Origin of the sequence: uncultured Proteiniphilum sp., from assembly GCF_937873925.1 — a bacterium.
Lineage (GTDB): Bacteria > Bacteroidota > Bacteroidia > Bacteroidales > Dysgonomonadaceae > Proteiniphilum.
The window spans coordinates 1-21,018 of the sequence record NZ_CALNAT010000039.1; the positions used below are offsets into that span (position 1 = coordinate 1).

The 21,018-nt window shown below is 47.5% G+C and carries 16 protein-coding genes; 10 read left to right on the forward strand and 6 right to left on the reverse strand.

Annotated elements, in window-relative coordinates; all coding sequences use genetic code 11:
• On the reverse strand, positions 1-671 hold a 671-nt coding region (locus Q0502_RS02590; protein WP_298646771.1), incomplete at its 3' end, for a glycogen/starch synthase.
• Positions 672-1,039: 368 nt separating this feature from the next.
• Between Q0502_RS02590 and panC the strand changes: the two genes are divergently transcribed.
• From panC to Q0502_RS02620, 6 genes are all read left to right on the forward strand, one after another.
• Positions 1,040-1,882, forward strand: a complete 843-nt coding sequence (panC, locus tag Q0502_RS02595) for a pantoate--beta-alanine ligase (RefSeq protein WP_298646773.1) — start codon at positions 1,040-1,042, stop codon at positions 1,880-1,882.
• A 6-nt stretch (positions 1,883-1,888) separates the two neighbouring features.
• Positions 1,889-2,239 (forward strand): aspartate 1-decarboxylase, encoded by a 351-nt coding sequence (gene panD, locus Q0502_RS02600; protein ID WP_298646775.1) that lies wholly within the window; start codon positions 1,889-1,891, stop codon positions 2,237-2,239.
• 63 nt (positions 2,240-2,302) lie between these two features.
• Positions 2,303-3,625 (forward strand): MATE family efflux transporter, encoded by a 1,323-nt coding sequence (locus tag Q0502_RS02605; protein WP_298646777.1) that lies wholly within the window; start codon positions 2,303-2,305, stop codon positions 3,623-3,625.
• 399 nt (positions 3,626-4,024) lie between these two features.
• A complete protein-coding gene (locus Q0502_RS02610) occupies positions 4,025-5,053 on the forward strand; it encodes a hypothetical protein (RefSeq protein ID WP_298646779.1) in 1,029 nt (342 codons plus the stop codon).
• A 64-nt stretch (positions 5,054-5,117) separates the two neighbouring features.
• Entirely contained in the window at positions 5,118-7,115 is a 1,998-nt protein-coding gene (gene ligA / locus Q0502_RS02615; protein WP_298646781.1) for an NAD-dependent DNA ligase LigA, read from the forward strand.
• A gap of 154 nt (positions 7,116-7,269) precedes the next feature.
• The gene (locus Q0502_RS02620; protein ID WP_298646783.1) at positions 7,270-7,794 is read left to right on the forward strand and encodes a hypothetical protein; all 525 of its coding nucleotides are present in this window, start codon (positions 7,270-7,272) and stop codon (positions 7,792-7,794) included.
• Between the two features lie 188 nt (positions 7,795-7,982).
• Here Q0502_RS02620 and Q0502_RS02625 read toward each other — a convergent pair whose 3' ends face one another.
• The 3 genes from Q0502_RS02625 to Q0502_RS02635 all read right to left on the reverse strand — a co-directional run bounded on the left by Q0502_RS02625 (position 7,983) and on the right by Q0502_RS02635 (position 10,500).
• Complete coding sequence (locus tag Q0502_RS02625) at positions 7,983-8,468, reverse strand: hypothetical protein (RefSeq protein ID WP_298646785.1); 486 nt, start codon at positions 8,466-8,468, stop codon at positions 7,983-7,985.
• A gap of 116 nt (positions 8,469-8,584) precedes the next feature.
• On the reverse strand, positions 8,585-9,475 hold the full coding sequence (locus tag Q0502_RS02630; protein ID WP_298646787.1) for a hypothetical protein: 891 nt from the start codon (positions 9,473-9,475) through the stop codon (positions 8,585-8,587).
• A gap of 110 nt (positions 9,476-9,585) precedes the next feature.
• Positions 9,586-10,500 carry a glutaminase gene (locus tag Q0502_RS02635; RefSeq protein ID WP_298646789.1) on the reverse strand — a complete coding sequence of 305 codons (915 nt, stop codon included), beginning with the start codon at positions 10,498-10,500 and terminating at the stop codon, positions 9,586-9,588.
• 252 nt (positions 10,501-10,752) lie between these two features.
• Between Q0502_RS02635 and Q0502_RS02640 the strand changes: the two genes are divergently transcribed.
• Positions 10,753-12,975: a S46 family peptidase gene (locus tag Q0502_RS02640; protein WP_298646816.1), complete on the forward strand. Its 2,223-nt coding sequence runs from the start codon at positions 10,753-10,755 to the stop codon at positions 12,973-12,975.
• 94 nt (positions 12,976-13,069) lie between these two features.
• Here Q0502_RS02640 and Q0502_RS02645 read toward each other — a convergent pair whose 3' ends face one another.
• Complete coding sequence (locus Q0502_RS02645) at positions 13,070-14,275, reverse strand: ROK family transcriptional regulator (protein WP_298646791.1); 1,206 nt, start codon at positions 14,273-14,275, stop codon at positions 13,070-13,072.
• Between the two features lie 274 nt (positions 14,276-14,549).
• On the opposite strand from Q0502_RS02645, the gene Q0502_RS02650 reads away from it, so the two are divergent.
• The 3 genes from Q0502_RS02650 (at position 14,550) to Q0502_RS02660 (ending at position 19,813) form a co-directional block, all read left to right on the forward strand.
• The gene (locus Q0502_RS02650; RefSeq protein ID WP_298646793.1) at positions 14,550-16,751 is read left to right on the forward strand and encodes a sodium-translocating pyrophosphatase; all 2,202 of its coding nucleotides are present in this window, start codon (positions 14,550-14,552) and stop codon (positions 16,749-16,751) included.
• A 202-nt stretch (positions 16,752-16,953) separates the two neighbouring features.
• Positions 16,954-17,952, forward strand: a complete 999-nt coding sequence (locus tag Q0502_RS02655) for a malate dehydrogenase (protein WP_298646795.1) — start codon at positions 16,954-16,956, stop codon at positions 17,950-17,952.
• A gap of 142 nt (positions 17,953-18,094) precedes the next feature.
• Entirely contained in the window at positions 18,095-19,813 is a 1,719-nt protein-coding gene (locus tag Q0502_RS02660) for a hypothetical protein (protein WP_298646797.1), read from the forward strand.
• On the opposite strand, the gene Q0502_RS02665 is transcribed toward Q0502_RS02660, so the two are convergent.
• Positions 19,783-21,018: a DUF438 domain-containing protein gene (locus Q0502_RS02665; RefSeq protein ID WP_298646798.1), complete on the reverse strand. Its 1,236-nt coding sequence runs from the start codon at positions 21,016-21,018 to the stop codon at positions 19,783-19,785. The genes Q0502_RS02660 and Q0502_RS02665 overlap by 31 nt on opposite strands.

Here is a 21,018-nt window from a genome sequence, read left to right on the forward strand (position 1 = left end):
GAGAAATCGACAGCCAGTTTCATCAGGTTTGTATAATCGATCACGCCTCGTTTTTTTATTTTTTCGATTTCAGGATCGCCGATACCGTCGAACCGGAGTTTCCCGGCAAAACCGTTCTGGAAAGCTTTGTCGAAAGATTCGTCGTAGAGGGAGTACACCACTTTTGCACCCCTGAAACAGGGGTCGTCGGCATATCCTTTCTTGATATAGAGGGGAGCCAGTGCGCTGAACCATCCGTGACAGTGGATGATATCAGGTACCCAGCGCAGTTTCTTGATGGTTTCCATCACACCGCGGATAAAGAAAATGCTCCGTTCGTCGTTATCGTCATATTCCAGTCCTTTCGCATCGACAAGTGTTTCGCGGTTCTGGAAATAGTCATCGTTATCAATGAAATAGACCTGCATCCGGGCCGATTGAATGGAAGCTACCTTGATGATAAGGGAATGGTCGGTGTCATCGATAATGAGATTCATTCCCGAGAGACGAATCACCTCGTGAAGTTGATTGCGGCGTTCGTTGATGTTCCCGTACTTAGGCATGAAAGCACGTATCTCCTTCCCTTTCTCCTGTATGGCCTGGGGCAGATAGCGTGAAGTATTTGAGATATGGGTCTCTTCGAGATAAGGATAAATTTCCTGTGAAACGTACAAAACTTTTTTCTGGGACATGTAGCTAATTATCTAAATTTGAGTACAAAGATAATAAAAAAAATCCACATAATTACAAAATAAAAACCCATGAATTTTGTAAATTATACATACATAGATATTTAGCTTTATTTTGATGGTTGTTAGGTAGAGATTTGATGCTGTTTTTTTCTCTATGTGCCAAATATTTTGTTGCTTTGCAGTGTAAAATCAGATCGATGAAACGAGCATGAATTAAGAGTAAAGAACAAAGAGCCAAGAGTCAGGACATTTCACTTTCAGAGTCTTGATTTTAATCTTTTCACTACAGATTCATCTTGGTTCTTGATTCTAAAATTCTTGGTTCTAAAACGTTCCATACACCGAAATGAAAAAAATAAAATAATCGTATGAAAGTCATTCATACTATAACAGATCTTGAGGAGTTGCTTCAACAGCATCGGCAGGAGGGAAAAACCATCGGCTTTGTGCCTACGATGGGTGCGCTCCACCAGGGGCATATCACATTAGTGAAGCGCTGCGTGGAGGAGAATGATATCTGCGTGGTGAGTATTTTTGTGAATCCCACGCAATTCAATAACCGGGAAGACCTGAGGCTCTACCCGCGTACGCCTGAAAAAGATTACGAACTGCTGGAAAGTACCGGAGCCGATATTGTGTTTGTACCTTCGGAAGAAGAGATATATCCCGCGCCGGATACCCGGGTTTTCGATTTTGGTTTGCTCGACAAAGTGATGGAGGGTGCTTATCGTCCCGGTCATTTCAATGGCGTGGCCCAGGTAGTGAGTAAACTTTTTGCTTTTGTGAAACCGCACAAGGCCTATTTCGGCGAAAAGGATTTCCAGCAGTTAGCTATTGTCAGGGAGATGGTGAAGCAGCAAGAGTTGCCGGTGGAGATTATAGGAGTTCCCATAGTGAGGGAACCAAGTGGTCTGGCCCTGAGCAGCCGTAACCAGCGGTTGTCGGAAGAACAGCGGGAGCATGCCGCGGAAATATACCGCATCATGCAGGAAAGTACGCTGTTGGCCGGGGAGCAATCGCCGGACCAGATCGTCCGCTTCGTAACCGGATCGGTAAACAATGTACCCGGGTTGCGTGTTGAATACTTCGGGATTGTTGACGGTGACTCATTGCAACCGGTCTCTTCGTGGCAGGACTCCGGAAATATTGTGGGGGCTATTGCCGTCTATTGCGGTGATGTCCGCCTGATTGATAATATAAGATACAGATAAGCATATATGTGGTTAGAAATATTAAAATCCAAAATACATAGGGCAAGGGTAACCGATGCCAACCTGAATTACGAGGGAAGCATCACGATCGATGAAGATCTGATCGATGCGGCTCATATGCTCGTGCATGAGAAAGTGGCAGTGGTGAATAATAATAACGGCGAACGTTTTGAAACCTATATTATCCGTGGTGAGCGCGGATCGGGAATTATTTGCCTGAACGGAGCCGCCGCCCGGAAAGTACAAAAAGGGGATGTGATTATCATTATGAGTTATGCGTTGATGTCGCCAGAGGAAGCCAAAACATTCCGCCCCGCCGTCATCAATCTTGGAGAGGGCAACCGAATAAAAAAATAACCGGATCGACAGTATACAGACCGTCGGTTGCCATGGCAATCGGCGGTTCTTTAGCTAACAGAGGTGTATTCCGACAAGCACATCATAAAAATCAGTACGCCCATCCTGTTGAGTTTGCTGGCGCAAAACATCATTCAGGTGATTGACACCGCTTTTCTCGGCCGCGTGGGGGAAGTGGAGCTGGGCGCGTCGGCCCTGGCGGGTATCCTCTATATCGCATTATATACGCTGGGTTTCGGGTTCAGTATGGGAAGCCAGATCCTTATCGGGCGGCGCAACGGTGAGGGGAATTATAGCAAAATAGGTGATATTGTTATCCAGGGTGCGCTTTTCCTGCTTATCCCGGCACTGCTGTTGATCCCTCTTATGCGATATGGCGCCGTTCACTGGCTGCCGGCGATGTTTGAGTCGGCCGACGTGGCCGGCGCTGTCAAGGAGTATCTGGAGTGGCGCATTTTCGGTATTGTATTCGCCTTTGTAAACCTCATGTTCCGCGCGTTCTACATCGGTACTGCGCGTACCAAAGTGCTTACGGCCAATGCTATTGTGATGGCTGTCACGAATGTTATATTTGATTACGGCCTGATCTTCGGTAACCTGGGTATGCCCGGGATGGGTATGGCCGGAGCGGCCATCGCTTCGGTGATCGCCGAATTTGCTTCCACCGTTTTTTTCCTTGTTTATACCCGTAAAACGGTCGACCTGGATAAGTATGGTTTCAGGAAAATCCGTTTTCAATGGTCGGTCATTAAAAAAGTGCTGGATATCTCCGTTTTTATGATGGTGCAGTACCTGTTTTCCATCGTTACCTGGATGCTTTTTTTTGTATTCATTGAGAATTACATGGGAGAACGGCCTTTGGCAGTAACCAATATTGTACGGAGTTTTTACACTATTTTTACCATTCCTTCCCATGCATTGGGATCAGTGGCAAGTACGCTGGTGAGTAACACCATCGGGGCAGGCAAGAGGGGTGAGGTGCTCAATCTGATAAAACGGATAGCCTTTATCAGTCTGGGGGTGATGATATGCGTGGTAGCCGTTATCTCTGCTTTCCCACGGACAATGATCCGTGTTTATACGGACAATCCCTCCCTTATCAGCGATACCGTTCTGCCGCTGTATGTGCTTATCTCATCGCTCCCCATTTATAGTATAGGCTCGGTACTGTTCAACGCCGTATCCGGAACGGGCAATACCCGTACCGCCCTCAAGTTTGAGATTATCACACTGTTTTTTTACCTTTCATACATGTGGTTCGTCATCATTTACATGCGTTTTTCCGTGGCAGTGGCATGGACAACGGAACATGTGTACTGGCTCTTTCTGGCAACGCTTTCCTTTATTTACCTGCGCAGCGGTAAATGGAAGGAAAGGGAGATTTAATTAGACTATCTGGTCTATGTCGTTGTTGTCGGATTAAAAAGCTCCAATGAGCGACATCTTACATTGTTATTTTGCATCGTACTTGCAAACATAGTAACTAGTGGATTAAAAGAATATATTTTTCATGAATGGCCTGATAGGAATATTATTCTTAATTGTCCAATATAACAAACTGCCCCCCCAAAGGAGTGATGTCTACAATACAGTTCAATGTAGGGACTGAAATACCTTACTAAGTAATTAACTTTCCTGAATTTTGTACTATCTTTATCATCGGAAATGTCGTAAGGTGGAAAAATGGAAAGTTGTATGGGTGAGACGATTTCATTAAATCGTTAAGTCATTAAATCGTTAAGGGATATGCGGAACAGGCTTGCCTTTGTATTGTTTATATTATGTATGATACCGGCGTTACATGCCCAGGAGTACCGCTGGGGGGTAGGGCTCGACTATTTTTTCGATAACCGGGAGTATAAGAAGTCTTCTTTCACCGATCCGCAGACCTTGCACGGGATATGGCTGAATATGCTGGGAGGTGTCACGTGGGATTCAACGCATACCATTTATGCCGGCGTGAACCTGCTCAAGATTCCAGGGATGAGAAAAGCCGTCAATAAAACGGATGTAACCCTTTACTACCAGTATAAGAAGCCGAAGATACTTTTACGGGCAGGTGCTTTTCCGCGAAAGGAGGTGTTGCCCAACTATTCCGACTTCTTTTTCAGGGATTCGGTAAATCTTTTTATGCCGCTTATGCAGGGCGTCTTCTGGCAGATAGGGAAGGATGCCAACTTTTTTAATGCATGGATGGACTGGACCGGCTATGCTACGGCGAATACCCGGGAGAGTTTTTATCTGGGGTTCTCAGGAAAAGCCTCCAGGGGAATACTCTTCGCTGATTTTCAGTCTTATCTCTTCCATTATGCCGGTACCTTTCCCGAAAATCCGGCTTATGGCGTAAGCGAACAAATACAGGGCATGGCATCGGCAGGGCTGGAATATGAAGCGGCAAACAGTTTCAAAGGCTTGTTATCCGCCGGTATTTTTGCCGGACTGGAAAGAGACCGGAAAGCAGGGGAGAGCTATAAACCGGTGGGGTTTACGGCCAGGGCTGATGCCGAGTTATACGGGATTGGTACCGAGAATAGGTTTTATACCGGAGATGCCCGGATGCGTTTATTTCCCGTGTACGGTGGTAACCTCTACTGGGGCAGCCCATTCCTGAGGGGGTCGACCTACCTCCAGAGTAAATGGTATATACGCCTGCTGGAGTCGGATCATGCCTCTGCACGGATCAACTGCAACCTTCATTTTTCGGAAGGGCATATATTGTTCCAGCAAACGCTTTCCATCACGGCAAATATTGGTAATTTTCTCAATCCGGAGAAGAAGAAAGTGAATTATCCCTGGATGAGGATTTTCCGGTAAGCGGGTCTCTTCTTTTTGGAATAAGGGTTTAGCCGCATTATCTTTGTCAATAAAATTTGCAATAATGGAATCAGTCAAACAGCAGATTGAAGTGCTTCGCAGGCAGCTGCACGAACACAATTATAACTACTATGTGTTATCTCAACCCACGATTTCCGACTTTGAATTCGACCAACTGATGCGGCAACTGATCGAATTGGAAGCGGCCTACCCCGAATATTATGATCCCAATTCACCTTCGATACGTGTGGGAAGCGATATCAACAACAATTTTACACAGGTACTCCATCGTTTTCCCATGCTTTCGCTTCAGAACACTTACTCGGAAGCGGAAGTGGCCGATTTTTACAATCGTGTGAAGAGGACGCTGAACGAAGAATTTGAGATCGTATGTGAGCTCAAGTTCGACGGTACTTCCATCTCGCTGGTCTATGAAAACGGCCGGTTGACACGGGCAGTAACCCGTGGCGACGGACGCAAGGGCGACGATGTGACCGCCAATGTACGGACTATCCGCAATGTGCCGCTGGTACTGAAAGGCAATGATGTGCCGCCTTATATAGAGGTGCGCGGTGAGATATTGATGCCCTGGAGCTCTTTCAATGCACTCAATAAAGAGCGGGCCGAACAGGAAGAACCCCTGTTCGCCAATCCGCGCAATGCCGCTTCGGGAACCCTGAAGATGCAGGATTCACGTGTGGTGGCTTCCCGTAAACTGGAATCCTATATCTATTCCATGTTGGGCGATGCCCTGCCGTCCCGGAGCCATTTTGAAAATATGACCCTGGCCCGGAAATGGGGACTGAACGTGTCGGCCGCCATGAAGAAATGCCGTACCCTGGAGGAAATCTTTGATTATCTGAAAGAGTGGGATATTGCACGGAAACACCTGCCGGTGATTACCGACGGAGTTGTGCTGAAGGTAGATTCATTGATACAGCAGCGGAACCTGGGCGCCACATCCAAATTCCCGCGGTGGTCTATCGCTTTTAAATTCAATGCCGAACAGGCGGTCACACGTTTGGAATCGGTTTCCTATCAGGTGGGACGTACGGGCGCCGTCACTCCTGTGGCCAATCTGGAGCCGGTCTTGTTATCCGGCACCACCGTGAAGAGGGCTTCTTTATATAACGAAGATGCCATTCTCGCCCTCGACCTGCATATCGGCGACAGGGTCTTCGTGGAGAAAGGCGGCGAGATCATTCCCAAGATTACCGGCGTAGATAAGGAAGCCCGCTTTCTGTTGGGTGATAAGGTTACTTTTACCCGCAAATGTCCCGATTGCGGAACCCCCCTGGTACGCAATGAAGCTGAGGCAGTACATTATTGCCCTAACAGTGAGGGATGTCCCACGCAGATAAAGGGACGCATCGAACACTTTGTCACCCGCAAAGCCATGGATATCACCATCGGTCCGGAGACTATCACCCTGCTCTACAATAAAGGATTGATCCGTGATGCTGCCGATCTCTACTTATTGCGGTTCGATGATCTTGCCAATCTGGAACGTTGGGGGGAGACCAGCGCCAATAACCTGTTGGATAGTATAGAGAGATCAAAGTCGGTATCCTATGAACGGGTTCTTTATGCCCTTGGCATCCGTTTTGTAGGCGAGACCGTGGCGCAGAAACTGGCACACGCGTTTCCCGATATCGATCAACTGGAGCAGGCAACCGTTGAACAACTGGTCACCGTGGATGAGATCGGTGAGCGGATTGCACGGAGTGTAACTGCGTACTTTGCCAATCCCCTCTTTTGCGATTTCCTTCAGAGACTGCGGCAGCACGGTCTGCAGTTCGCTTTGAGCCAGGAAGCACTGGCAGCGAAAACCGATAAGCTGAAAGGACTGACCATTGTCATCAGCGGGACGTTTGAATTCCATTCACGGGACGAATACAAGGCGATGATTTTGCAGAACGGGGGAAAGAACAGCGGTTCGGTTTCGAAAAATACCGATTATATCCTTGCCGGAGAGAATATGGGGCCGGCAAAACTGGAAAAAGCCCGGAAACTCGGTGTGAAAATCATCCATGAAAAAAAATTCCTGGAAATGATCGGATAATGGTTTACACCTCCTATGTAGAAAGAGAACTCTCAGTAACGCCATTTATTATGATACGGTAATCTGCCAATAGTCAACGGGTAACTATGAACATAAGCCGCGGATGTATTGTTATATGAGCAGGCGTTTAATTTTATAAAAAGGAGAAGGAATCATGAAAATTTTATTATTAGCAAGAAACGGAACCCTGTTGGTTATCACTTTGACCGCAATACTTACGCTAGCGTCATGCAACAATCAACAGAGAAAAGAACAGACAGAAGGACGGACAGAAGTGGTGAAGATAGAGACCGCTACCCCCGGGGACAGTACGAAAAACTTCACGGTGTATACCTATGAGCAAAAAGATGAGGCTGTTCGTGAAGCAAATAGCGAACTTGACAAACTGAACCGGCAAATAGATGAACTGAAGGCCGATGCAAATGCCAGATCCGCTGAATTATCGGCAGAAGTGAAAGCTGATTACCAAAAGGCTATTACCGATCTCGAAAAAACAAGAGACGACTATAAGGCTGAAATAGAGAAATTGCAGAACAGTACTCAGGAAAACTGGGAACAAACAAAAAGAGATATTAGCAGCAAGTATGAAAATGCAAAAAGAGGGGTAGAGCGCGGATGGAAGAACTTTAAGGAAGATGTGAACCGATCCGTTGAAGAAGTGGAAAAATCGCTTCGATAATTTTTAACATGATAGGTATGTAAGAGGGGGTAGCGATTGCCTCCTCTTTTTTTGTAATAATCTGTTCACTCCATAATTGCCTATTATATCAACAGTTTTTTACTGTACGATAAGAGGAGTGTTCCGGTAACCGAGATCGACGAGAAAATTTTTCCGGAGACGCTGCTGCAATAAAGGGTTGACTTTTCCTACTTATTATTATAGGCTTTCACTAACCGATCGGTTCTTTCGTGTCTTTGCCTGTTACGGGTACGTATGGGGTCAAAATCATGGCCGGAAGGAACCACCCTTTGCCCCGCGGTGGGGATGATCATCATGTTCTTTCCCACAAACTCGTATTTCACCGATCCTGCCGGACGTTGGTTGATAGGTATGGAGTTTGTTACTCTCGTCTCTATATGTATTTTATACTTTTCCGGAGGATGGAGTACCTGGATCTGGTCTGATTTTGTGGGTAGTCTGGTTGTGGGAGATACTTTAAGGACTTCCCTATCCTGCCCGGGTAGTATCTGTGGAGCATGCTGAAGCGGTTGATAGCCGGATTGTTTTTCAGGCGTAATGAGTGATTGACGAAGTCTTTTTTTCATTTCATCATTCAAATCCTGTGCATTTGATTCTATTACAATCAATCCGAATATTACGCACAAAGGTATAAAATACGAAGTTGTCTTCATCAGCCCGTTGTTATTGCCGGAAAGGGTTCTATTCTACCATAGACGGTTCTGCCCCGGGAAAGCTGCACGACTTCCTGTTAAAGAAGTTTATTGGAGTGTTAAATGTTAAGAAAATATCAATCTTTCATGGGGAAACTGTGCGAGCCGATATGATGTCCGTCGGCAAAGATGTCGGCTTTATAAGTGCCGGGCATCAGAAATTCTTCTATGTCCCAGTACATGGTGACGGGAATCTCTTCGCCGCCATATTCCACGATCCGTTTCATGGAGTAGAGTATCTCTCCGTTTTCATAAGGGAATGTGTTGGATGGGCTTTTTGAAAGGACCGATCCGTCGGGAGTCATGATGCGGATATAAATAGTGCGCTCTCCCGGCTCTGCGGTGATATTGCGGGCTAAGGTGAATGAGACGACAAACTGTGCACTCCGGCTCAGGCGCGATTGTTCCCTTCCCCTGTCATTTACCGCTTTAGCGCCGATATTGGTAGCTACCAGTTGCGCTGCCAGCGACACCTTCTCCGAGAGCTGCTCCCGCTCCTGGGATACCTGTCTGAGAGTTTGGGTCGTTCTCTGGTACCGGTCGGTAATCTGTTGGTTTTCGGCCCGTAGTTCCTCATTGAGCCTGTTGAGCGAATCAATCTGCTGAACATAAGAGCGGAGAATTTTACGCAGCGTGGCCAGTTCATCTTTCAACCGTTTGATTTCCGCCTGGTCGCTTGCTTTGGTCATCCGCAACTCTTCCTGTAAGCGAAGCACCTTAGCCTGTTCGTTCTCCAACTTGTATAACAGGGAATCATTCTGGACGCTGAACTTAAACCCTTCGTATTGCAAAGAAATGGCCTCGTACTCGTCTTCTAATTCCTGCTTATCAATAGTGAACTGTTCCTGCATCTCGCTCATCTGGGAGTTCCTGGTGACGAGGAATCCGATAAGAATAGCCATCACTATGACGAGTACACCTATCACGGCAATCAGCTGCGGCGTTCGTTCTTTCAAGTTTATCTTCATCTAAGTGCTTATTTTCCGATCGACCGCAAAAATAAGCCTTTTCAGGCTAAACCCCAATGATTCACCGACCTTTTTTGTAAATTTAAGAATTAACGGAGCGTGGCTGCCTTTTAAAAAATAGATGATCTGGTTTTCGAAGTAAACTCTTCCAGAAACAACATCCCCTTGTATGAATTTCCTTTCCTGTTGAGCCGGGGACTCCAGACGGCAATAGCGTATTTTTCAGGGTGGACGGCCACGATCCCGCCACCTACACCGCTCTTTCCTGGCAGACCTACTTTAAAAGTGAACTCTCCCGCTTCATCGTAAAAGCCGCAGGTCTGCATAAGTGCATTGGTTCTTTTGGTGCGGCTGGCAGAGAGGATCTGTTCGCCGGAATGGGGGACAATCCCGTTGTTGGCGAGAAAGAGAAAAGCTTTGGAGAGTTCCTTGCAACTCATTTCAATGGAGCAGATATGAAAATAGATATCCATCACGCTATCGATATCATTCCTGATGTTGCCGAACGATTTCATCAGGTTAATCAATGCATAGTTCCTGTAACCGGTTTTTTTCTCCGATAATGCCACTCCGGAATTATAACTGATGCTGTCGACTCCCGTTATACGACGGATGAACGACAGGATATTCTCTTTGGGAGAAGCCAGTTCACCCGCGAGAATATCGCAAACCACAAGGGCTCCCGCGTTGATAAACGGGTTTCGGGGTATGCCTTTGTCGTACTCCAACTGTACCAGCGAATTGAATGGCGTGCCTGCTGGTTCCAGCCCCGTTCGTTCCCAAATGTTGCTTTTTACGTGGGAATAGGCCAGCACAAACGTAAATACTTTGGCAATACTTTGGATGGAAAAGCGTTTTTCCGCATCGCCGAAAGCAAATTTGTCACCCCCGACGGTAGTGAGATGTACGCCGAATTGATAGGGATCCACATGCGCCAGTTCAGGGATGTAATCGGCCACCTGTCCGGGATCTTCTAACGGCTGCAAATCCCGGTAAATCTCCTGAAAGATTGTCTCATACTGCATTTTTGTTTTATTAGACTTTAATTCGACGTAAAAATAGGATTTTTAATTCATAATTATGTTGTAAATTGCAAGCATAAACAAACAGGAGCTGATATTTTAATTAATAACCGCAAATAATGTATGAGAGCAATGGAGACCCCGGCAGTTTATATCGTTGGAAAAAATGTATTTCCCAATTCATTTATAGAGATCGGAACGGCTGTTCCGGTATTGGTCGGTTATCCTGAAAAGGCCCTGAGCGGAAATAAATCGCTGTGGAAGAAATTCCTGCTGTACCTGATCCTGTGTTGCTCCTATGTCTTTATCGCATCTGCCGATGAGGGGATGTGGATGCTCCATCTGCTGAAGCAACAAAAATTCTCCGAGATGCGGAAACTCGGCCTGCAACTGGAGGATTATGATATTTATAATCCCGACGGAGCTTCCCTGAAAGATGCCGTGGTGTTCTTCGGAAGAGGATGCACCGGGGAGGTGATCTCGTCAAAAGGACTGGTACTCACCAATCACCATTGCGGATACGGCCAGATACAGAACCACAGTTCTCTGGAGAATAATTATCTGGATGAGGGTTTCTGGGCAATGACAAAAGCCGAAGAACTTCCCAACCCCGGGCTTACCGTCACTTTTATCGACCGGATGGAAGATGTGACGGATTATGTGAAACAGTGTCTTGAAAGGGATAAGGAAAAGGATGCCGACGGCGTTTTCTTTCTTTCTCCCTCTTATCTTAACGGGATTGCACGTGAGAGGGCAGGAAAGGAACTTTTGACTGCGCCCGGCACGGAAGTGGAGATAAAGCCTTTTTTTAATGGTAATCAATATTACATGTTTACCAAAAAGGTCTATCCCGATGTCCGTCTTGTAGGCGCCCCGCCAAGTTCCATCGGGAAATTCGGGGCCGATACCGATAACTGGATGTGGCCTCGCCATACGGGCGATTTTGCTTTGTTCCGTATCTATGCCGACAGAGAGGGAAATCCGGCAGCCTACTCACCGGAGAACATACCGCTGAAACCTAAACGGTGGCTGAATATATCTACCGGAGGAGTCGATGAAAACGATTTCGCTATGATACTGGGATTCCCGGGAACCACCCATAAATATTATACCTCATGGGAGGTGGCAGAGCGAAGGGATATCGATAACAACGTCCGTATACGCATGAGGGAAGCGCGCCAGCAAGCCATGCTGGAGGAGATGCTGGACGATCCTGCCGTGAAGATACAATATGCTTCCAAATATTCCGGTTCCACGAATGCGTATAAAAACGCCATTGGCACCAACTGGGCCATTGACCTGCGCGATTTTGAACAGTTGAAACGGGAACAACAAAACCGCTTGTTGGAATGGGCGGAGATCAATCGCAGACCTGAATATATGGAGGCGTTGAATGAAATAGAGAGGATTGTTGAAGAGAGAGCCGATCTTCGTTACAGGAGCTGGATGCTCAATGAAGGTATCATACGGGGGGTGGAATTCGCCAGTGTACCTCAAAAAGGATGGAATATGCTGATACGTGCGGTGGACAGCGCAAAGGCTGGAGAAACGGATTCCCTGCGGCATAGGGAGGATATGGAAAGAGCCATCCTGCAACTCATGGAGGATTATTCCCGGTTCGCCGATAAGGACTACAATGCCGGTGTAGATAGGAAGGTATCTACCGCGATGCTCTCGGAGTACGTCGGGTTGATCGGGAAAGAGACGCAGCCCTCCTTTTTCGAGCATATCTCCGCCGGGTTTAATGGCGATATAGAGGCATTCGTGAATCATATTTTCGATCGCTCTCTTTTCGGGAATAGCGAGAATTTCAATCGGTTTGCATCCGGCCCGGAAGCGTTTCTTGCCGATGAAGAAAACCTGACGCGGTTACGGAACGACCCTATGTTCCTGTTCGCCCGTTCAGTGACCGAGGAATCCCTTTCCCTCGGAAGTCAATTGGGTAAATATGATATCCCATTCTCCCTGGCACGTCGTACCTATCTGGAAGGGATCCTTGCCATGGACGGGCCATATACCCATTTTCCCGATGCCAACCTGACCCTTCGGCTGACGTATGGCCAGGTGAAAGGATACCGTCCGCGCGACGCGGTGTATTATGCCCATCAGACTACCCTGAACGGTGTGATAGAGAAGGAAGATCCGAAAAATTGGGAGTTCGTGGTGCCGGAACGATTGAAAGAATTATACGAAGAAAATGATTTCGGTACTTACGCTATCATGGGCGATGGGAGGATGCCGGTCAATTTCGTGGCTACCACGCATACTACCGGTGGTAACTCCGGCAGCCCGGTATTGAACGGAAAAGGGGAGTTGATCGGTATTAATTTCGACCGGAACTGGGAAGGTGTAGGAGGAGATATCCAATATCTACCCGACTATCAGAGAAGCATTATTGTAGATATCCGCTATGTGCTTTTCGTGATCGACCGGTTTGCCGGAGCCGGCCATCTGATAGAAGAACTGGATATGAACTAACGGCGGTATACAAGGGCAAGGGAAACATCGGTTCATTCCCGTGCGGATTGAATAGGGGTCAGGTTGAGGTATATACAGGGATTGACGGATTACCTTACTCGTTGAACAGACGGCTTCTGGCGATCATACAGGCGCCGATGATTCCGGCTTTGTTCTTCAGTTTCGACGTGACGATCCGGGTATCTTTGTTGACCAGATTCAGGGAGTGCTTCCTGATGGAACTTCGTATGGGTAGCATAATAAATCCTTCCGTTTCCGCTACCTGTCCCCCTATAATGACCAACTCGGGATTGAAAATATTGATGAGTCCCGCAATATATTTGCCCAGTTTATATCCTACCTCCTCCACAATCTCAATACAGAGCGGATCCTCCATGTTGGTAGCTTTTATAATATCGGTGAGCGTGAGTTTACTGATGTCTTTTATCTGCTCTGTAAGGATAGTGCTCTCCCCTTTTGAGATACGCTCCATGATCACCCTGTGTATGGCTAGGCCGGATGCTTCGGTTTCGAGACACCCTTTTTTCCCGCAATGACAGAGGATTTCATTCTCGAAAATAGGAAAATGGCCGAACTCACCGGAAAAGCCTGATTTCCCGTAATAGGGTTTCCCCTCGATAATGATGCCGATACCCAATCCCCACGAAATATTGACAAAAATAACATTCTGTTCACCTTCCGACACCCCTTTCATATATTCGCCGTAGGCCATGGCACGCGTATCGTTGTCAATCCCTACATTGTAGTTCAGGCGTGCTGTAAGCGTTTCGCTAATAGGACTTTCACTAAAATAAAAACTGCTGTAACTGTATCCTGATTCGGGATTTACACGGCCTGAGATATTCAGGTTGATATTGAAAATCTTTTTTCTGAGTTCCCCGGTCTTGTCGATGAATTTCTGGATATGATCGCAAAGCAAATCGAACGACTCTGTCGTATTTTCATAGGTATAGGGGATGCCCGTCTGATACTCAATGATATTGCCTGTAAAGTCCATCAGGGCTATGTTCAGATGATGCCGGCTCATATCCACCCCTACGAAATAGGCGGAAGTGGGATTCAGCCCGTAGACGCTCGGATGTCTGCCGCCGGCCGTCTGGATCTTTCCGAACTCGGCGATTAATCCCTGGTCCTTAAGCTCGGCAATAAATTTGGTAATGGTGGGTACGCTGAGATCGAGTTCCTTGGATAGTTCCGCGATAGTGTCATTCCCTGTGGTGATGAAATGATTGATAATGTCTTTTTTTATCTGTACGTTTTTCGGACTTTTATCGCTTTTCAGAAGAAAATTCTTTACCATGATATAATTTGTTTAGTGATCGAATTCAGATCGTTCGGGTCATTTGCGGCGAAAGAATATATCCTGACCGGAAGGACTCTGTAACAGAACATAAGCAAAGTTATGAAAAAAATGATTTAACAAACGCAAAAATATAAAGAAAACTTTGTTATATGCCTTTCCGGTCATTTTCTTTTTTGATATCTTTGCGCAAAATAGTAATTATAGCCCTTTTTAAGGGACTATTCCCTATAAAAAACAAAAATAGAACAACAAACTATAAACAAATTAATTTATGAATTACTTTTATCTTGTACCGGTCGCCTCTATAGTGGCGCTGATTTTTGCATATTACTTCTTTAAAGGAATGATGAAGGAGAGTGAGGGCACGGAGAAAATGAAGACCATTGCGCGTTACGTACGCGAGGGAGCCATGTCCTACCTTAAACAGCAATACAAAGTGGTGACGGCGGTGTTTATTGTCCTGGCAGTTCTTTTCGCTGCCATGGCCTTCTTCGGCCTGCAAAACAGCTGGGTGCCGTTTGCTTTTCTTACCGGCGGTTTTTTCTCGGGTCTGGCAGGTTTCTTCGGTATGAAGACAGCCACTTATGCTTCGGCCAGGACGGCCAATGCCGTCCGTCGTTCGCTGAACAGCGGGCTACAGGTTGCCTTCCGCTCGGGTGCCGTGATGGGACTTGTAGTAGTAGGGCTGGCGCTGCTCGACATTTCCGCATGGTACCTGATCCTGAATCATTTTGTGGATGACGCCGATGCCGGGCATAAGCTGATCATGATCACCACTACCATGCTTACCTTTGGGATGGGCGCTTCCACACAAGCCCTGTTTGCCCGTGTGGGCGGCGGCATCTATACCAAGGCAGCCGATGTGGGGGCCGACCTGGTGGGAAAGGTTGAGGCGGGCATTCCCGAGGACGATCCGCGCAATCCGGCTACCATTGCCGATAATGTGGGTGATAATGTGGGTGATGTGGCGGGGATGGGCGCCGACCTCTACGAGTCTTATTGCGGTTCTATCCTTTCTACGGCGGCCCTGGGTGCATCGGCATTTATATTGAACCCGTCGATGCAGCAGAATGCGGTATTTGCCCCCATGATCATTGCCGCCATCGGGGTGTTCCTCTCTATCCTCGGTATTTTTTTGGTGAGGACCAAAGAGAATGCTTCGGTGAAACAACTGATGGCTTCCCTTAACAGGGGAGTGAACGTGAGCGCGGTCCTGATCGCCATCGCTACATTCGGTATCTTGTACCTGCTGGATTTCAGCAACTGGCTGGGATTATCCTTCTCAGTGATTGCCGGCCTCCTTGCCGGAATTATCATCGGACAGGGAACCGAATATTTTACCTCGCATTCCTATAAACCTACAAGAGATATTGCCGCCAGTGCGAAGACCGGTCCCGCGACAGTGATCATCTCGGGAATGGGAACAGGCTTTATCTCGACGGTGATACCGGTGATCACCATCGTACTGGCAATTATGGTCTCCTATCTTGCTGCCATCCGTTTCGATGTACAGAATATGGTTTCGGCTGAAAATCTGAGTATGGGTTTGTACGGCATCGCCATTGCTGCGGTGGGGATGCTTTCCACACTGGGTATCACCCTGGCAACGGATGCTTACGGCCCCATCGCCGACAATGCCGGAGGTAATGCCGAAATGAGCGGATTGGAGCCGGAAGTGAGAAAACGCACCGATGCGCTGGACGCATTGGGAAATACTACGGCTGCTACCGGAAAAGGGTTTGCCATTGGATCGGCGGCACTGACCGGACTGGCATTATTGGCATCCTATATGGAGGAGATACGGATAGGGATGCTTCGTCTGGGTAACGATGTACTCGAATTTACCAATGGAGAGACGGTGGAAGTGGCAAAAGCCAGCTTTGTGGATTTTATGAACTATTTCCAGGTTACACTCATGAATCCGAAAGTACTCGCGGGTATTTTCCTAGGCTCGATGATGGCATTCCTTTTCTGCGGACTCACGATGAATGCCGTGGGAAGAGCAGCGCAAAAGATGGTGGAAGAGGTGCGCCGCCAGTTCCGTGAAATAAAAGGAATATTGACCGGAGAAGCCACTCCCGATTATGCATGTTGTGTAGGTATATCTACTAAAGGCGCTCAACGGGAGATGCTGTTGCCTTCGCTGTTGGCGATTATCGTACCGGTATTGACCGGCTTGCTGCTTGGTGTAGCCGGGGTGATGGGATTACTGGCCGGAGGCCTGGGTGCCGGTTTTGTGCTGGCTGTCTTTATGGCCAACTCAGGCGGAGCCTGGGACAATGCCAAGAAATATATCGAAGAGGGTCATCTGGGCGGAAAAGGTAGCGAAGCGCACAAGGCCACTGTGGTGGGCGATACGGTAGGAGATCCCTTTAAAGATACCTCCGGCCCGTCTCTTAATATCCTTATCAAGCTGATGAGCATGGTATCCATTGTGATGGCTGGGCTGACAGTGGCATGGAGCCTTCTGTAACCCGCTTCTTTTAGCGTTTATTATTAGTTGGCATGCCTTCGGATCCGGCAATATTTTGTATATTTGACGCTTCAAATTATCCTTTTATACGAACTATTTCGTTAAGCAATACGGGTAGAAGACAAGCTTGCTTGGATTATGCCGTTGCGAGAAATAGTCTGATGAAATCGAAGTATTATTAACATTCAAATATAAATCAATTATGAGCTTTCTGACGAACGACAAATTAACGATTGTAGGAGCTGCCGGCATGATCGGTTCCAATATGGTGCAAACAGCTGCCATGATGCGTTTAACGCCCAATATCTGCCTTTATGACCCGTTTGCACTGGGTCTGGAAGGGGTAGTGGAAGAAATGCGTCACTGTGGTTTCGAAGGAGTGAATTTCACCTCCTCCACAGATGTGAAAGAAGCGTTCACCGGCACCAAATACATGATCTCTTCAGGTGGTGCACCCCGTAAGGACGGAATGACCCGTGAAGACCTGCTGAAAGGCAATGCCGAAATCGCAGCCCAACTCGGAAAAGATATCAAGGCATATTGCCCGGAACTGCAGCATCTGACCATCATCTTCAATCCGGCCGATATTACCGGTCTGGTGGCATTGATCTACTCCGGCCTGAAACCTTCGCAAGTGACAACATTGGCGGCGTTGGACAGTACCCGTCTGCAAAGCGAACTGGCGAAACATTTCGGTGTGGAACAGAGCAAAGTGACGGGTGCCCGTACTTATGGCGGCCACGGCGAACAGATGGCTGTTTTTGCTTCTACAGCCAAAGTGGATGGCAAGCCTCTTGCCGATCTTGTCGGAACAGATGCTCTCTCCAATGAAGCGTGGGCTGAGTTGAAACAACGTGTGACCAAAGGTGGCGCCAATATCATTAAGTTGCGCGGCCGTTCTTCTTTCCAGAGTCCGTCCTATACCTCGGTTGAGATGATCCGTGCTACTATGGGGGGTGAATCTTTCCGTTGGCCGTCAGGATGCTATGTGAATATTCCTGGATTTGAACATATTATGATGGCGATGGAGACCACACTCGATAAAAACGGCGTTTCATTCGGCGAAGTGAAAGGTACCGATGCCGAAATAGCAGAACTCAGACAGAGTTACGGACACTTAGTGAAACTGCGTGACGAAGTGATCGCCATGGGTATTATTCCGCCGGTAGATCAGTGGAACAGCGTCAATCCGAACCTGTAAGATCCGGGAATTCTGTTGCCGGTACTACATACGCGTTACGGATTAATAGGACATTCTATAACTGAAGAAGCCGGCTCATTGAGCCGGCTTTTTTTTAACCCCTGTATCGCATTCAGAAAATATATTCTGTTATAATAAAGTTATGATGAAAAACAATGGTCTCATTTTTCTCCTCGCGATTACTGTGGGGAGTATTACAACAATATCAGCGCAAACAAAAAACAGGAAGGTCGACACGAACGGCTCGGGGGGACTGCATATACGGGTAACTGACCTTTCTCAGGTTTCTCCAAAGGATAGCTGTGACTTTATTTCCAAAGGGTGGGTCCGTTATAGCGACTTTGGCGCCAGGGGTGACGGGAAAACCGATGATATAAAGGCTATCGCCGCCACACATGCATTTGCCAATCGGCATGGACTGACGGTAAAAGCTGATGATGAGGCTACGTATTACATTGGAGGAGAAAATCATACAGTAGATATCCGGACCAATACCGATTTTGGCAATGCAGCCTTTATCATTGATGATACCGCTGTCCAAAACCGGAATGCTCCTGTTTTCTCTGTTACTTCCACCCTGCAGCCCATTAAACCGGAGGGTATCGCCACCTTAAAAAGGAATCAGCACAAAATTGATGCTTCCCTGCCGGGAGCCGGTCTGGTGACTGTTACCGACTCCAATGTCAGACGTTACATCCGGTACGGTCCTAATCAAAATAACGGATCCCCTCAAACAGACATCTTTGTAGTGAATAAAGAGGGAGAAGTAGATGAAAATACGCCTATCATTTGGGATTTTGACCAGATCACGGAGATTAGTTTTCTCCCTGTCGATGAAATGACACTGACCATTTCCGGAGGACGTTTTACGACCATCGCCAACAGAGAGGAATCGAAATACAGTTACTATAGCCGTGGTTTGGCAATCCGGCGATCGAATGTGGTGATAGACGGATTGGAACACCTTGTCACCGGTGAAGGAGACCAAGGGGCACCTTATGGTGGTTTCATTCATATCAGTAACTGTGCCAACGTGACCGTCAGGAATACTCTTCTCACCGGGCGGAAAACGTATCAGACCATTGGATCGGCAGGGGTTACGGTCTCTATGGGAAGTTATGACATCTCCGTCAACCGGGCGTTGAATGTCACCTTCGAAAATTGCAGCCAGACGAACGACATTCACGACCGTACCTATTGGGGGATTATTGGCTCCAACTATTGTAAGAACCTCGTGTACGATAATTGTACTTTTTCCCGGTTTGATGCGCATATGGGGGTTGCGAATGCCACCATTCGTAATTCAACATTGGGGCACCAGGGGATTAACGCTATCGGCAGCGGGGTTTTTATTGTCGAGAACTCCACCATAGCCAGCAGAAACCTCATCAATCTTCGTTCCGATTATGGCAGTACCTGGCAGGGTGAATTTATTATACGCGACTGTGTTTTTATTCCTACCGGTCTGCAGAGCGGCAATGTAAGCCTGATAGGGGGATCTAATTCGGGGCAACACGATTTTGGTTACACATGCTATATGCCTGCACGGATCACCATTGAAACCCTCCGAATTGAGGATGCCGACCCTCCCGCGGACTATGAGGGAGTTGCTGTTTTTGCTGATTTCAATAGAGAAATGAGAGATGATTCCTATCGGGAAAAGTTTCCATACATCAAAACAGAGGAGGTTATTCTCGGGAATATAAATGCCGCTAGTGGTAAATTATTGAGAATTAGTGATAATACCTATATGTTTAAAGATGTAACCATCCGTAGCCGGGGAGACGGTTACAGCAACTCCGCAACTTTGGTGTCGGGGGTGATTCCGTTCTATTTCTGTTCATATGATAATAGCCGTTGATCGCCTTCCAGCTTTCGCATCTGCGTTATATCCTGCGTTACTTCCACCACTCCAAGGTATTCGCCCTCTTTTCCGCGGACGGCGGAATATTCGATGTAAATAAAACGTCCCATGAAGTTCGACATCCAGAAAACAGCTTTATTCTCTTTCCCGCTTTTGAAGTCGGTGAGGATCTGCTCCACTATATGTACGCTTGCGGGAGGGTGACACATTCTTACGTCGCGGCCGATGATCGAACGGTTGCGGTCGAACACGCGGTTCGGGCTGTGGGAGAAGAAGCGTACCTTGTCGTTCTTGTCCACAAAGGTGATGTCGAGAGGCAGATGAAGGAACAACGCCTCCAGTTCATCGAGATAGAATCCACCGGAAGAAAGGATAATACCATCGGAAGCTACATATTCCTGTTGCTTTACCTCTACACCTGCTGGCTGCCATTCCTCCCGGGGATCGATCAGGCAATAGCCGAATTCCGGTGTTTCCCGGTACACCTTATACCATTCCTCTTCGGTAAGCGTATCCATCGCCATCGGTAACAGGATCTCTTCCTCTTTCATGATCATTCCGGCGATCATTTCTACCGTAGGATCCAGTACTAACTGTATGGTCGACTTTAACTCTTCCGTACCGGAGATAGGCGATGCAAGCGCTTCGTGTGCATTCTTCAACAGTCCGCGCGTTTCATCGTGCTTGCCCCACATCACTTTGGGCGGACCGGTGATCAGGTGCTTCTCCAGGAACGGGAATAACAGGTACTCCTTCCGTAAGTAGTGCTTGTCGATATCGGAGAAGTTGTTGAAGATAGTACGCAGTTGCAGTATGTATCCGGGTACTTGTAAATCGGTGATGCCCGGGATCCTTTTCTTCACCCCTTCGTAAGCGTCGATCTGTTCACGGATAGCCCGATTCTCTTTTTTGAAAGTATCTACCGGATGGCCGGCAGGTATCTGTTTTGCCCCTTGCAGGTCGATGCTTCCGTCGAGTACGGCCGTATGGAGGTCGCAGAATTCCAGTATCTCTTCCGCGGTGAGTGCGTTGCTGCTAATCAGTTCCTGCTCCACTTCCACCACTTCGTTATAAGGGATGGTTCGTAGCACCTCTATCAACCGCTGGCGCAGTACTTCGGGATTATCTCCCTCGTGCAGTCTGAGGAGGAGATGGCGCAACAGCTCTTTGCGTTGCAGGGAGTTATTGATGATTTCACTCAT

Excerpts from the sequence above, each read along its gene's own strand:
- ligA (WP_298646781.1), top strand. The coding sequence starts at position 5,118 with ATGGAATCAGTCAAACAGCAGATTGAAGTGCTTCGCAGGCAGCTGCAC.
- panD (WP_298646775.1), top strand. The coding sequence starts at position 1,889 with ATGTGGTTAGAAATATTAAAATCCAAAATACATAGGGCAAGGGTAACC.
- panC (WP_298646773.1), top strand. The coding sequence starts at position 1,040 with ATGAAAGTCATTCATACTATAACAGATCTTGAGGAGTTGCTTCAACAG.
- Q0502_RS02650 (WP_298646793.1), top strand. The coding sequence starts at position 14,550 with ATGAATTACTTTTATCTTGTACCGGTCGCCTCTATAGTGGCGCTGATT.
- Q0502_RS02665 (WP_298646798.1), bottom strand. The coding sequence starts at position 21,018 with ATGAGTGAAATCATCAATAACTCCCTGCAACGCAAAGAGCTGTTGCGC.
- Q0502_RS02620 (WP_298646783.1), top strand. The coding sequence starts at position 7,270 with ATGAAAATTTTATTATTAGCAAGAAACGGAACCCTGTTGGTTATCACT.
- Q0502_RS02660 (WP_298646797.1), top strand. The coding sequence starts at position 18,095 with ATGATGAAAAACAATGGTCTCATTTTTCTCCTCGCGATTACTGTGGGG.
- Q0502_RS02635 (WP_298646789.1), bottom strand. The coding sequence starts at position 10,500 with ATGCAGTATGAGACAATCTTTCAGGAGATTTACCGGGATTTGCAGCCG.
- Q0502_RS02630 (WP_298646787.1), bottom strand. The coding sequence starts at position 9,475 with ATGAAGATAAACTTGAAAGAACGAACGCCGCAGCTGATTGCCGTGATA.
- Q0502_RS02645 (WP_298646791.1), bottom strand. The coding sequence starts at position 14,275 with ATGGTAAAGAATTTTCTTCTGAAAAGCGATAAAAGTCCGAAAAACGTA.
- Q0502_RS02610 (WP_298646779.1), top strand. The coding sequence starts at position 4,025 with ATGATACCGGCGTTACATGCCCAGGAGTACCGCTGGGGGGTAGGGCTC.
- Q0502_RS02625 (WP_298646785.1), bottom strand. The coding sequence starts at position 8,468 with ATGAAGACAACTTCGTATTTTATACCTTTGTGCGTAATATTCGGATTG.
- Q0502_RS02655 (WP_298646795.1), top strand. The coding sequence starts at position 16,954 with ATGAGCTTTCTGACGAACGACAAATTAACGATTGTAGGAGCTGCCGGC.